The organism is Iodobacter sp. (assembly GCF_025352645.1).
Classification (GTDB): Bacteria; Pseudomonadota; Gammaproteobacteria; order Burkholderiales; family Chitinibacteraceae; genus Iodobacter.
In genome coordinates this window covers 1-13557 of the sequence record NZ_JANXSO010000006.1, presented here as the reverse complement: position 1 = coordinate 13557, position 13557 = coordinate 1, and the positions used below count along the sequence as shown (strand labels likewise).

8 protein-coding genes, 1 tRNA gene and 1 pseudogene are annotated in these 13557 nt (G+C 48.8%); 4 read left to right on the top strand and 6 right to left on the bottom strand.

Going from position 1 to position 13557, the window contains the following annotated elements; translation table 11 throughout:
- Window positions 1–30: 30 nt before the first annotated feature.
- The 4 genes from Q0R17_RS00505 to Q0R17_RS00490 all read right to left on the bottom strand — a co-directional run bounded on the left by Q0R17_RS00505 (window position 31) and on the right by Q0R17_RS00490 (window position 3802).
- Complete coding sequence (locus Q0R17_RS00505; RefSeq protein ID WP_293930974.1) at window positions 31–639, bottom strand: 3'-5' exonuclease; 609 nt, start codon at window positions 637–639, stop codon at window positions 31–33.
- On the bottom strand, window positions 636–2429 hold the full coding sequence (locus Q0R17_RS00500) for a putative nucleotidyltransferase substrate binding domain-containing protein (RefSeq protein ID WP_293930972.1): 1794 nt from the start codon (window positions 2427–2429) through the stop codon (window positions 636–638). The genes Q0R17_RS00505 and Q0R17_RS00500 overlap by 4 nt, the downstream gene beginning before the upstream one ends.
- Before the next feature lie 234 nt (window positions 2430–2663).
- Window positions 2664–2756 (bottom strand) — tRNA-Ser (locus tag Q0R17_RS00495).
- Window positions 2757–2848: 92 nt separating this feature from the next.
- Window positions 2849–3802 (bottom strand): type II secretion system F family protein, encoded by a 954-nt coding sequence (locus tag Q0R17_RS00490; RefSeq protein ID WP_293930970.1) that lies wholly within the window; start codon window positions 3800–3802, stop codon window positions 2849–2851.
- A gap of 321 nt (window positions 3803–4123) precedes the next feature.
- Here Q0R17_RS00490 and Q0R17_RS00485 point away from each other — a divergent pair, with 321 nt between their 5' ends.
- Genes Q0R17_RS00485 through recC form a run of 3 tightly spaced genes read left to right on the top strand, consistent with a single transcriptional unit; the run spans window position 4124 to window position 10975 of the window.
- Entirely contained in the window at window positions 4124–5443 is a 1320-nt protein-coding gene (locus Q0R17_RS00485; RefSeq protein WP_293930968.1) for an AAA family ATPase, read from the top strand.
- Window positions 5436–7589, top strand: a complete 2154-nt coding sequence (locus tag Q0R17_RS00480) for a tetratricopeptide repeat protein (RefSeq protein ID WP_293930966.1) — start codon at window positions 5436–5438, stop codon at window positions 7587–7589. The genes Q0R17_RS00485 and Q0R17_RS00480 overlap by 8 nt, the downstream gene beginning before the upstream one ends.
- A gap of 59 nt (window positions 7590–7648) precedes the next feature.
- The gene (recC, locus tag Q0R17_RS00475) at window positions 7649–10975 is read left to right on the top strand and encodes an exodeoxyribonuclease V subunit gamma (RefSeq protein ID WP_293930964.1); all 3327 of its coding nucleotides are present in this window, start codon (window positions 7649–7651) and stop codon (window positions 10973–10975) included.
- A gap of 155 nt (window positions 10976–11130) precedes the next feature.
- On the opposite strand, the gene Q0R17_RS00470 is transcribed toward recC, so the two are convergent.
- On the bottom strand, window positions 11131–11862 hold the full coding sequence (locus tag Q0R17_RS00470; protein WP_293930962.1) for a pseudouridine synthase: 732 nt from the start codon (window positions 11860–11862) through the stop codon (window positions 11131–11133).
- Window positions 11863–12187: 325 nt separating this feature from the next.
- Here Q0R17_RS00470 and Q0R17_RS00465 point away from each other — a divergent pair, with 325 nt between their 5' ends.
- Window positions 12188–13297, top strand: coding sequence for an HD-GYP domain-containing protein (locus Q0R17_RS00465; protein ID WP_293930960.1), 1110 nt, complete (start codon window positions 12188–12190; stop codon window positions 13295–13297).
- 70 nt (window positions 13298–13367) lie between these two features.
- On the opposite strand, the pseudogene Q0R17_RS00460 reads toward Q0R17_RS00465, so the two are convergent.
- Window positions 13368–13557, bottom strand: a pseudogene (locus Q0R17_RS00460) (hypothetical protein); the annotation flags it as partial.

The window sequence follows — 13557 nt, the reverse complement described above, 5'->3', positions numbered from 1 at the left end:
CTTCTACAGGAATTGTGTAGATACTTATGCCTAAGCCCGCAACTTTAAAAACGCCATTGCGGCCAAAAGCGCGTCGTTAACTGGGTTATGCCTAGGCAGGTCTGGGATATCTAAGCTGTGCAAGATATGGCTAAGGCTTAGATCCACCTCAGGGCGATGCGCGCTCACCATGCGGTCATAAAATAACCCAGAAATATCTATCGCCTGATTCGGCAGCGCCACGCCCAGCTTTAAGCTGCGATTAATCACCGCCAGATCAAACTCTAGGTAATAGCCCACGATAGGCCTTGGGCCGATAAAATACAGTAGCTGCGCCAAGGCATCTGCAAGTGCTAGGCCATCTTGCACATCTTGGTGGCGTAAACCGTGCACGGGAATACTGGCGGGGTTGATTTGCCCAGCGGGCTTAACTAGAACCGTCCATGTTTCTGAAAGCAAAATGCGCTGATCCTTAATCAGAATCGCCGCAATGCTGATAATCTCGGCCAGCTTAGGGTCTAAGCAGCTCATTTCACAATCTAAGCTAACGTACTCTCCAGCCGGTGGCTGATCCCATAAAAATGCAAATTGCGGATCACGTAAGCCAGCCAGCGCGCGCAATCTGCGCCACTTCTGCACCCCGTTTTGCAGCCAATTCATAGCATGCCTAGCTTAAAGTGATGGCTGATCAGTTGGCGAAATTGCTTCACCACCCTAAGCGTATCTTTAAGCAGCTCTCGCTCTAAGGTGGTGAGCTGTGCTGGATCAAGCAGATTATCGACCGGCTTATCCACCGCCAGCCTAGCCAACCCTAATTTAAGCTGCAAACCCTGTAAAAACGCCAAAGATTCGCTCATATCACGGCCAAAACTCTCGTTTAAATGCCCTAGCGCAATCAAGCATTGAATCCGCCGATAGCTATTTGATTCTTTAATTTGATATTGCAAAGCCAAGCTGCGTACGCCATGCACCAATGGAAAAATACCGCCTTTTTTTAAATCTAAGCAGTTTTTATCCGCACCAGCGTGGATAATTAAGCGAGAAAACAAATTAATTGGCGTGGCAAATTGCTCTACAGGAAATGCAAAGCGGGATAAAAAAGCCGCGCTATCTGCCACGCCATCAGTTAAATAATCGCCTAACTCATCAAATAAAGCACTCTGCCCACAAACAGGCCGAGCATCCTGCCAGATCGCCATATTCATCACGTTTTCACTACTGGCAGAGCGGCTCCATTCATCCATTTGCCGCTTATAAGCCGTCACGCTTTGCCGCCAAATGGGATTAGAAATCATCACCTCGCCGGGGCAAGGCGGGTAGCCTAATTCAATTAAGTGAGCGGTAAAATCATTGCAGACCCGCTGCAAATCGGGATGCTGATAACCATCGGCAATAATCAGCGCATTATCCTGATCGGTATTTAAAATCTGCTCGCCTCGCCCTTCCGAGCCTAAAACCAGCAGGCACACATGCGACAGCATCTCCGGCGGAGCCAGCAGGCTAAAAAGCTTACTAAATAAGCGATGGCGAATTTCGGCCAGCAGCTCGGCCAACAAAGTGATCTTCATACCGCTACGGTTTAGAGAAATAATCAGCTGCTGCGTGCTTTTAACCGCAGCCAGTAATGCACTAGGATGCTGGGCGCGGCCAATTTGGGCGGTAATGCTGCGTGGATTATTGGCCAGCGCCGACATCAGATCAATCTGCTCTAGCACGCCGCAAATCTGCTCGTCTTGCTGCACAATCAGCCTTTGCACTGAATGACGCATCATCAGCAGCATGGCGTGATGCAGATCGTCTTCGGCCTTTACACAAATCAGCTGGCGACTGATATGGCGATAAATGGCTTCATGCTGCGCATCCAGCCCATCTGCCACCACATTGCGTAAATCACTTTGAGTAAAAATCCCCACGCCCGCAGCTTCTTGCACCAGCACCGCACGGCTGTGCGTTCTTTTCATTAGCTTTGCGGCATCCAGCACGCTGGCGCTTTCTGCCAACCAGCAAGGTGGGTGCAGCACGGCATCGCCCACCCGTGGCTGCAGCTCTTGTACTGGGCGATCTAGCGCCGCCAGCTTGCGGGCCACATCGGCATAAAAAAACGCCGCAAACTGGCGATTAGCATCGCTGATTTGCATCACCACATCGCGTTTAATATGCCAGAGCAGCGTGTCCTCTACCGCCCGCAAAGTGCCGCAAGCCTTGGCACTGAGCAGTGATTTGCTATCCAGCACATCAAAAGCGCCGTAAAAAACCGCCTCATCCCCTGTGCCCTCTTCACTGACCAACCCTTTCATCACCACCAGCAGCGCATCCACCTGCTGCCCCAGCTGCTGAATAAAATGACCCGCCGCAAAATAACTAATATCCAGCGCAGCTGACAAGCGATCGCGCTCAGCTGCAGTCAAGCTACTAAAAGGTGAGCGATTAAAATCAAAGGATGCCGTCATAAACCCTCCTATTTGCTTATTCTAGCAGTCAGCAAATACCTAGGTGGTCTAGCAAGAATATATCTGACTTAAAACAGTTTTTGCCCGAGCTTGTATCAGATAAACAAAGAATATTGCACAGAATAAACACCGACCTTGAGCAAAGTCCAGACGAAAAAAAACCCTTGATCAACAAGGGCGACATGCATTGAATCTAAATTATTTCCCACCAACCTAGGCGATTAATGGGGTACCTGGCGGAGAGCAAGGGATTCGAACCCTCGATACAGGTTTTGCCCGTATGCTCCCTTAGCAGGGGAGTGCCTTCGACCACTCGGCCAACTCTCCGTCAAGAGCGCGGATCATAGCTTTTACTTACAAACAAGTCAAACAAATAAGTCAAAAATTTGTCAAAAAAACCACAAAAAATTACATACAGCCTACAGATCCGCAGGCATCTCTGGCACAACAGCGCCATTCCCTGCCAGCATGCCATAAGCCATCCACAGCATCAGCAAGCCGTACACAATGCGCGGGAACCACTCAGCCACTTTGCTTTGAAAATCAGCGATATGCTCGCTTTCTATATTTACATGCCGCAACAGCATTTCTGGCAAAGTGCCGCTAGCTTCCCCTGTTTGCACAAAGCCAATCACCCGCTCCTCACCCAAAAAAATCTGCTGGTCTAGAGCTTTGGCTAGGCTATCCCCGCGCTGCATTTTGGGCAAAATACGGCTGTATTCGCTGCGGATCAGCTGATTATGAATCGCTCGGTTCGCCTTAGGCAGGGCATCAAACATCGGCAGCCCCGCTTCCAGCATCAGCGCCATGCTCTCAAAAAAGTCCCGCGCATTTCGCCGCACATGCATAGGGCCAAACAGTGGCATATTAATCAACAGCGTTTCAATCCGCTGGCGCAACATAGAAGGCCCGCTGACTTCCAACCAATCAGCCATCCCCTTAAACAATCCATATACGCTGGTAAAAAACAGCAGCGGCCGCAGGCAAGCCCATAAATAAGCCGCTGGGCTAAGCGTGCCTAAAACCAAACTTGGCAGCGGCTGCACCAACAGCGCCAGCACAAAAACCACGATAGGCAGCAGCATTTTGGAACGCATCTGCTTACTTAATTTGGCTTTAAGCGTATAGCGTTCCGCCAAACGAAAGTAAGTGAGCACTGGGCTGCCCGCAGAGATCGCCACATGCAGCAAATCCGCCTCCAGCTCGCTAAACAAGCCCGCCATCCGCCCTGCCGCCGCCACATCCTTACCCCGCCCCAACCACTTACGCGCCTCATCCACCCGTGGCTGGGCCGATTTTGTCAGCCGCAGCGACAAAAATGCCTGCGCCACCGGCAAGCCAGCTTTCTCCATCGTAGCCAGATGGGTAAACAAATCGGCACGGGTGGCGTCAGCTAATGGAGGGAGTTTGGGTTTAGTTTAGAAGGAAAATCGTACATAAAAATATTTAATCTCTCGTAAATATAATTCCTCATAATGCTAAACAGCTAAAGAATAACGGCATATATTAATTACAAGCACCATAAAAAACAGAGCCAATCCAAGAGGAGTAGTCGAGTATTAACCAGCACAATCTGGCTGCGTATAGGGCTTGTATGGCATGATGTAGTGTGTTGTAGACCAGCATTCGCATGACGATTATTGATTAATATATGATTTGACCCATCAATACGGTTCAAATAGAGGCAAGATAAAATGAGCTCCCAGAACACAAATCAATTGGCCAAAGCATTCTTTAATGCCTTTCCGATGTCCGCCTCAGGTGGTACAGATGAAAGCAGCTATTATGTCAATCGAAGCGACGATGATGCTCACGATCCTGTCATGAATATTCAACAAGCCATCGAATGGGAAGAGCAAGCAGGAAGCTATCTCTTTACTGGCCTGCGAGGTGTTGGAAAAACAACAGAACTTAACCGTCTAATTACTGAATTAGAAAACGCAGGTATTGCTGCATTTTATTGTGATGCCAGTAGCTATCTTGATTTAACTGACCCTAACCTCAGCCAAGCAGAGCTTGTTTTAACGGCACTGGCAGGTTTATCCGATGCAATCAGAAAAAAACACGGCCATGATATTTTAAAAGAAACGATTTGGGACAGAACAAGGCAATTATTAGGCTCGGATGTCACACTCAAACCTAAATTAAAAACTTCTATTGCAGGTGTTGAAGCCGAAGTTGAATTTGCCTTGCAAGACAACCCAGATTTCAAAAAAAACCTTATCAAATTTGTACGTGATTCCGGTGAGTTTTTCCTGCAAGCTCAGCAATATGCGCTCGAGCTTGCAAAGGCTATTCGTAATAAAACAAATGCGACAAAAATTGTTTTAGTGGTTGATTCACTAGAACGGTTATCTGCCCCTAGCGGATTTGAGCAAGACCTATTTAACTCTTTACGCGAAATATTTTATAACGATCCTTCACGCCTGCAACTGGGTGAGATTTCAGTTATTTACACCGCACCACCCTATTTACATGCTGTATTACCCAATGTAGATAGCGGTTTTTCTAACAGCTTTTGTTTACCCAACTTCAAAGTAATGGATAAACCAAGGGAAGAGAATATTTGCAATAGAAATGCCGATGGAATCAGCCGTATGGTGAATATTGTTCAACGTCGTTTTTCTGATTGGCAATTGCTTATTAGCCAGCCTGTATTAGAAAACCTAATCTGGATGTCGGGTGGGAATGTGCGCCGCCTATTCTCACTACTACGCCATACAGCGAGCAAAGCTGCATTAAATCGCGTGGTATTACCTATTACAGATATTGATGCCCCAGCGGTTAAACAAGCCTTGGCAGAAGAAAGCAAACCCTTGCAATGGCTAAATGCTGATGATAGAAAATGGCTAAAGCTTTGCCGCGAAAAAAGCGGTAATCTGGCACAACACATTTCAAATCTTGAGCAAGATTTACCACCTATTATCAGGTTATTTGATCACTCACTTATTCTTGATTACCAAAATGGCTCGATCTGGTATCAAGTATCCCCAATTGTGCGCGACCATGTCTAATCGTCAAGCAGATTTTGAAACCACTTGGGCCGAACTAAAGCAATTACTTGAATGGCAAAACAGCTTTGGGTTTTATTTAATTTTTGCAGATAATGCACACACCTCAGCAAAACTAAGAGAACGAGTGCAAGACTTTGTACGCACTCGAACTGGCACAATAGACTGGATCAAACCCGAAGATTCAAATACTGCGCTTGAGCAAGTGCTTAGCCGTATCTTTGAATCACCCACGCCCAGCAATGCCCCAATCTGGTTGGAGCTATCCATAGCCCCCTATGATTTAATATGGCAAGAAACTCGGCGCGAGATCATCTCGGCACTCAATAAACGCCGTAGTCAATTAGAAAATACAGTCAAGCGGCCATTATTCCTACAATTGCCTATGCAATTTGCACCTGAGCTAGTCACTTGGGCGCCTGATTTATGGAGCATTAGGCAGGTTATTATTGAGTTTCCAGCTTTAGATGAAATTGATAGTGGTACTGCTGAATTTCAACAAAGACAAGCCAGTATAAATTGTGAACGCGCCCGAGAGATGGGAGAGTTACATACCCAGCTTATTCAGGCACAAGAAGCAGTTGAATTAGCTCGACTAGTTGTCACCACTAAAAAAAACCACCCTCAAGCAATACAAAAACTGATCAACTCATTAGTTGATTTAGCGGATGCAAAACTCAGTAATAGTGATTTTATTACCGCAAAAAATCTAATCGACGAGGCAATTCTATACAGTCGAGAGTTAAAAAACGTTCTAGGGGATAGCCCAACAACATTTGTCAATCTAATAATTTGTCTTAATAAATCAGCAGAAATTGAACTGCACTGTAATAATTTAATTACCGCAAAAACTCACATCAATGAAAGTTTAAGCCTTTGCAGGTTGCTACATAAAACAATTGGCAACACTCCAACTACATTACATAACCTATTCTCCACACTCAACTTACTTGGTGAGATAGAGCATTGCAATCGAGACGAGGCAGCAGCACGAGCGGCTTATAACGAGGGCTTACAATTAATTCGCCAGTTAAGAAAAACTCAAGGAGATAATCCAAGTATATTGCGAGGCTTATATATCTCTCTCAACAGTATAGGGAATCTTGAGTTTGATGAAAAAAAATTTTCTATAGCCCATGAATTAATTAGTGAGGGTTTAAATTTATGCGATCAACTAAGACAGATACAGGGAGATACTCCAGCAGTTTTGGAAGACCTATCTAACTTTCTCAATAAGTTAGGAGAAATTGAGCGCAAGAAGGGTGATCTTGAAAAAGCGCGAATCACCTTATATGAAGGTTTAAAATTAGATCGCCAATTACGAGAAATTATCGGAGATACCCCTTCGATATTACGGCAGCTATCTGTTTCACTTAGTAAAATTGGAGATCTCGAATGCGACCGTGGTGACTGGGATACGGCATTACAAATTTTCAATGAATGCCTTCGCCTATGTCGCCAACTTAGAGCAAGCCTAGGTGAGTTACCTACGACACTACGTGACCTATCTATTAATCTCTGTAAAAAAGGGGAGTGTGAACACAACAGAAACAATCATAAAGCAGCACAAGAGGCATTCGAAGAAGGAACACTACTAGCTAGACAGCTTAGAAAAACCCAAGGCGATACGCCTACAGCCTTACATGATCTGTCTATTTCACTAGATGCGATGGGATATCTAGCGGTTGACTCAAACAACTTGCATTTAGCGACTCAACTTTTTACAGAAAGTCTACAACTGCGACGCCAGATTAAAAAAAATACAGGAGATACACCTGAGACATTACGCGAGCTAGCTACTTCACTATCTACATTGGGTGAAATAGCGCGTATTAACCGCGATTTTGTTACATCACGAGCGCTTATTAATGAGAGCCTCCAAACCAATTTACAACGCAGAGAAAACTTCGGAGATAGTTCCGCCATATTAGAAGACCAATGCATACTATTAGAAACACTAGGCAATCTTGAATGCGATAGCGACAACCCTATTGCAGCGCAGCTCGCCTTTAACGAAAGTTTGCTTTTGTGCTGCCAACAACAAAATATTCAAGGTGAATCTCCCGTTACTTTAAACCGAATTTCAACACTTAAAAACAAGCTAAATCACGTTACAAATATACTGATCCAAAGAGACCCAACAAACTAAAAAACATACTGTTTTTTCTCCCCCTCAATTTCACTCCCCCCACATCCAAGAGTTTTCCAGTGCTCCATCTATTCCAATCCAACCGTATCGACGTTCTGCTGGCGGCGCTGGCGCATCAGTTAGAGACTTCTCCTTTGGCGTCTCCCTTTGAGCAGGAAAAGATTGTGGTGCAGTCTAAGGGGATGGGGCGGTGGTTGAATTTTCGTTTGGCGGAAAAGCAAGGCATGACAGCGCAGATGGGCTATCCGCTGTTGGCTTCTTTTTTCTGGGATTTAATGCAGCGCACGCTGGGTGGGCAACTGCCGAAAAGATCGCCGTTTTCACGCGAGATTATGGGCTGGCGGGTGCTGGCTTGGCTGGATTCGCAGCCCAATGCGCCGGTATTGCTTAATTATCTACGTGAAGGCGGGGATTTTCGCCGCTTTGAGCTGGCCACGCGGATTGCCGATGTGTTCGATCAATATCTGGTTTACCGTGCCGACTGGCTACTGGCCTGGGAAAAAAACCAGAGCTTGGGGCTGGGGGATGATGAAGCTTGGCAGGCGGCGCTGTGGCGTTATTTATCTAAAGATGAGCTGGATATTCGCGTGGATGGCGGGCATCGTGGCGCACTGCTGGCGGCAACCCACAAGCGGCTGCTCGACCCTCGCCCTTTAGATTTACCCAGCCGCGTTTCGCTGTTTGGGATTTCTAGCCTGCCGCCGGTGTATATGGAGATTTTGCGTGCGCTATCCAAGCGCTGCGAGGTGTTTATCCATGCGCTTAATCCTTGCAGTATTCCATGGGGAGAGATTCGCGATCAGGCTGAAATAGCGCGGCTGTCTGATGGCTATGATCCGGATGATTTATATCTGGAGGTTGGCAATCCGCTACTGGCGGTGTGGGGCAAGCAGGGACGGGAGTTTTTTAACCAGCTGATTGCCGAGCCAGAAATGATGGAGTATTTCACAGCGTTTCCTGGCAACCATGAAACACTGCTGCAAACGCTAAAAAGCGATGTGCTAGAGCTGGTGGCCCGCAGCCCCGACACCGCACAGCGGGTGGCGCTGGATGATAAATCGCTGCAAATCCACGTGTGCCATTCGGCCATGCGCGAAGTAGAAGTACTGCACGATCAGCTACTGGCCTTGTTTGAACGGGATACCAGCTTAAGCCCCGCCGATATTGTGGTTTTGATGCCCGATATCGAACATTACATCCCTTATATTGAGGCGGTGTTTGGTCGAACAGATCAGCGGAAAACCGCAACAGATCAGCGCAAAAACCCAAACCCGCACGTGCCCTTTGCCATTGCCGACCGCAGCCTGCGGGATTCCGCCCCACTCGCCCAAGCGCTCTTAGAGCTACTCACCCTGCCGCAATGCCGGTTTACCAGCGATTGGATGATGGCGCTGCTGGATATTCCCGCTATTGCCCGCCGCTTTGACATCCCCGCCAGCGAGCTGCCCACCATTCATCGCTGGATCAATGAGCTGGGCATTCATTGGGGCCGAGATGGCGAGCATAAGGCCGAGCTAGGCCTACCTAATACTTTTGAGCACACTTGGCGCTTTGGCCTAGATAGATTGCTGCTTAGTATTGCCCTGCCCGCTGGCGTAGCTCACCATGCGGCTCCGCTGTTTGCCGGAACTCTGCCGGGCAATGGCGTGGCGGGCAATCAGGCTCAGCTGGCGGCTGGATTGGCGGCCTTTGCTGAAACGCTGTTTGCCCAAGCTACGGCTCTATCTGGCGAGCACACCCCAGCAGAGTGGCATATCAAGCTGATCGCTCTGATTGATATGCTCTTTGCGCCGGACGATGATGAAGTGGTGTTGATGGCCGAGCTGCGCGAGCAGGTGATGGAATTCGCGCTGCAAAGCCAAGAGGCGGGCTACGCTGCAGCGGTGGATTTATCCGTGCCGCGCAGCTGGCTGAATGGTGCGCTATCCGGCAAGATTCCGAGTGGTGGATTTTTAACCGGCGCGGTCACGTTCTGCGCCATGGTGCCGATGCGCTGCCTGCCCTTTAGAGTGATTGCCCTGCTGGGCTTTAATGATGGCGCTTTCCCACGTGAATCACGCCCGCCTGGCTTTGATTTGATGGCACACAACCCTCAATACGGCGATCGATCCCGCCGTGCCGATGATCGCTATCTGTTTTTAGAAACCCTGCTTTCGGCCAGCGATGTGCTGTATCTCAGCTATGTTGGGCGTGGGATTCAAGATAATGGCGTGATTCCGCCATCGGTGGTGGTGTCCGATTTAATTGATGCGGTGAGCAAGAGCTTTGTGCTGGCAGACGCCGCCCCCATGCCTGCCTTGGGCAATGAGGCACTAAAATGGCGGCGCTTAGAGCGGGAGCGCCTGCTTAGCCATCTGATTATCGAGCATCCGCTCCAGCCCTTTAGCCCGCGCTATTTCAAAGACCAGCGGCTGGCAGCGTATTCACCGCTGTGGTTTGCCGCCGCCACGCAACTGGGCCAAGCACAAAACGCGCCCTTATCGGTACTGAGCGAGGCCTTGCCGCCGCCAGAGCTTGCGCCGATTGCCTTTGCCGATTTTCTGTCTTTTTGGCGCAACCCCACCCGCTATTTGCTCAGAAATCGCCTCGGCATTCGCCTCGCCACCGAGGCGGTAGAGTTTGAAGGCAACGAGCCATTTAGCCTGTCTTTCTCCGCCAAAAGCGAGCTAAACAGCGTGATTTGGCAATCCTTAGAGCAAGGCTGGAGCACAGACGCCATTGCCACTGGCCGCGCCGCAGGCCTGCTACCCCACGGCGGCTTTGGCGATATCAGCGCCGCCAAGCAATCTGCCACCATGATTAAGCTATATAACACTGCCGAACCACTGATCAGCGATGTGCCCCTCGCGCCGTATTCTTTCCGCTTTGAGCTATCTGGACATATTTTGACGGGTGCCCTGCATCAGCTACGCCCCAATGGCCAAGTGATGATCTGGACCGATCACAGCTCACCGATCGAGCTGATCGCCTGCTGGCTAAAACACCTAGCACTGTGCCTCGCCAGCCCTGATGGCGTGGCACTGGAAACCCGCATCGTCAGCCCAAAAGGTCATTGGCGCTTTGGGGCGGTAGAAAACCCCAGTACAGAGCTAGAAAAATGGCTGCAATACTATTGGCAAGGCCAAGCAGAGCGCCTACCCTTTGCCACCCGCAGCAGCGCCAAATATGCTGAAGCGCTTAGTCAGGATGACGGCTCTAGTGAAAAAGCCAAGAAAGCCGCCTTTGAATCTTGGCACGGCAACAGCCTACGCGGCTTTAGCGGGGAAGAAAGCGAGCCATGGTATGAAATGGCTTGGCGCGGACAAAGCCTGCTGAACGATGAGAAATTTACGGAGATAGCAGCAGAGCTGCTGCTGCCGATGTATCAGGCAAGAGGCGAGTTTTAATAAACGTAATAAATAAGGGCAGGCCACATTTAATTGTGGTCTGCCCTCAATGATTCAAAACAAAATGGTGCAATGCGCTTTCGCTGGGCGACGTAAACGTCGCACGCAGCGCTTTTGGCATCCTACAAAACCATGGGCTTACGGCCTAACGTGGCTTAAAACCGCTCTTCCATACGCAAATAGCGCCACTGGCCTACAGGCAAATCAGATAGCGATACGCGGCCAATGCGCAGGCGGCGAATGGCGATTACTTTTAGGCCAACTAATTCACACATGCGGCGAATTTGGCGCGGGCGGTTTTCGCGCAATACAAAACGCAATGCGTCTTCGCTCTGCCAGCTCACCTTAGTGGGCTTAAGGCGCTCTTCATCTAGGCTTAGGCCATTATTTAGCTGCTTCATGCCTTCATCGGATAAAAAGCCTTCAACTTGCACCACGTATTCGCGCTCTACATCTACATCTGACAGCAGCTTTTTAGCGATACGGCCATCTTGCGTCAGCACTAATAAGCCCGACGAATCAACATCTAGGCGGCCAGCAGGGGCCAGATTATGCATATGTTTTTTTAGAAACACGATGCCCGATTTATCGGCAATAAAGCGTGTTTCAGCTTTGATCAATGTCCAAGCTGGACGCTCGCCTGGCTCGGCGGGGCCAGAGACATAGCCAACAGGCTTATGCATCAGGATGGTGGCACGTTCGGCTTGAAATAAAGTAGCTTGACGCTCTAGGGTAATTTTTTGTTCTGGAACAACGCGGCTGCCCAGCGTGTCCACCACCACGCCATCGACTTTTACCCAGCCTTGTTCAATAAATTCGTCGGCCTCGCGGCGTGAACACATGCCAAGTTCAGTCATGCGTTTGGATAAGCGGATGGATTCAGTCATGGTCGTGAAACTTTTCTTAAGAGCAATCTGCTATTGTACCCTTTAAGACAAAAAAAAACGCCACCGATTCGGTGGCGTAAATACATACAGAGGAGAGAGATGAAACAACATCGAAATCAATTCAATGCAAAAATTCCGTTTCAGCAGTAGTCATTCTAAATCCTGATGCCCACTGCGTCGTTGCAGGATTAACATCTTACGCCGCGAATATTACCCAGCAAAGACAAGCTAAAACTGCCGCTGCACAGATTAAAGCCCAAATTTGAATATCTTCTGCAGTAATGGCGACTTATGCTTAAGCTATATAAGCCCCAAGGAGCTCGCCATGAACTACGACAGCTTACTCGTTCCCAAAATACACGATATCAACACTTTCCAAGATTTTCGGGAAAGCCTAGCGGATTTAGCTCCGCGCATTGAGCAAATCATTGCCGAGCTTAAGCGTGACCCCGGAAAAATGATGTTGATCTCTGATTTATTCCGCGCGTTCCATAATATAAAAGGCGATGCTGGATTATGCCGAGTCGAGTTTGTTATTCCCTTAGTGCATGGAATAGAAACACTACTGGCTAGAATGCGCGCAGGCGAAATTCAACTCACGGAGGTGCTTTCTGAAGTGCTGCTGCTTACCTTAGATAGGCTAGAGCAAGCCGTAGAATCACTCAGCAATAATGCTTCCGCCAGCAGTTTGCACTTGCCCACGCTAGCCCGTGGCTTAGATGGCTTATCCACCTTGCAAGCCGAGGAGCTTGATCCCGCTTGCGCTAGGTTGATTGAAGCAGTAACAGGCTTTAAACATGCAGCAGTCATTGTCATGCCTGATCGCTCACGTAATGAAGTGGAGCGCTCTAATGAAGATCGTAGCCAAGATTTGCGCTTTTTCCGCAATATGGCGCTGCAATTAGAAATGCGCTCACCCTTGTTCCGTGGCCGCACCGCACGTAATTTGCAATTAGCGTTAAATACAAATAAAGCCGCGGGCGGCGTTGTTTCTAGCACCCAGCTAGAGGCGGCTGTTTATATGCACGATATTGGCATGATGTTTTTGCCTGAATCGCTATGGCTAAAAGTAGGCAGAATGACCGATGCCGAGCGAGCCCAGCTGATTGATCACCCTGCTTGGGCCGCCGGTTTATTGAGCCGCATGGATGGCTGGCACGACGCATCAACCATGTGTTTGCAGCACCACGAAAACATCAACGGCACCGGTTACCCCAATAAACTCAGTGGCAACGATATTGTGCCAGGCGCAAAAATCATCGCCTTAGTGGATGCTTTTGAGGCCGTTATGCTAAAACACAGCCATCGTGGGCAAAACAAATCCGTATTACGCGCCATTGCCGAGGTTAACGCATCCGATCTGCAATTTGATTCAGATTGGATTGAGCCATTTAACCGAGTGATACGCACCATGATGGAAAATGGCGGCTTGTAAGAATCAACAGTGCCTTCAAGAGCGCCCCCAAGAGATGATGCCCCTTGATACCGAGTTAATTTGGGTTTCGCTATCGGGGCACTGCCAATCTAGGGGCAAATTCGCTGACGATAAACTCAACAAAGGCGGTTACTTTGGCGGGAAGCCAGTCGCGTGCGGGGTAGACGGCATACACAGGTAGGCCCACTGCTAGCTGGTAATCGGGCAGCAGCGCCAGCAATTGCCCACTGGCAAGCGGTGCGGCTAATAAGGCGCGGTCA

What these genes read in the sequence shown, in the direction of transcription:
- Q0R17_RS00470 (WP_293930962.1), bottom strand. Translation starts at nt 11,862, where the DNA reads ATGACTGAATCCATCCGCTTATCCAAACGCATGACTGAACTTGGCATG.
- Q0R17_RS00480 (WP_293930966.1), top strand. Translation starts at nt 5,436, where the DNA reads ATGTCTAATCGTCAAGCAGATTTTGAAACCACTTGGGCCGAACTAAAG.
- Q0R17_RS00465 (WP_293930960.1), top strand. Translation starts at nt 12,188, where the DNA reads ATGAACTACGACAGCTTACTCGTTCCCAAAATACACGATATCAACACT.
- Q0R17_RS00505 (WP_293930974.1), bottom strand. Translation starts at nt 639, where the DNA reads ATGAATTGGCTGCAAAACGGGGTGCAGAAGTGGCGCAGATTGCGCGCG.
- Q0R17_RS00485 (WP_293930968.1), top strand. Translation starts at nt 4,124, where the DNA reads ATGAGCTCCCAGAACACAAATCAATTGGCCAAAGCATTCTTTAATGCC.
- Q0R17_RS00500 (WP_293930972.1), bottom strand. Translation starts at nt 2,429, where the DNA reads ATGACGGCATCCTTTGATTTTAATCGCTCACCTTTTAGTAGCTTGACT.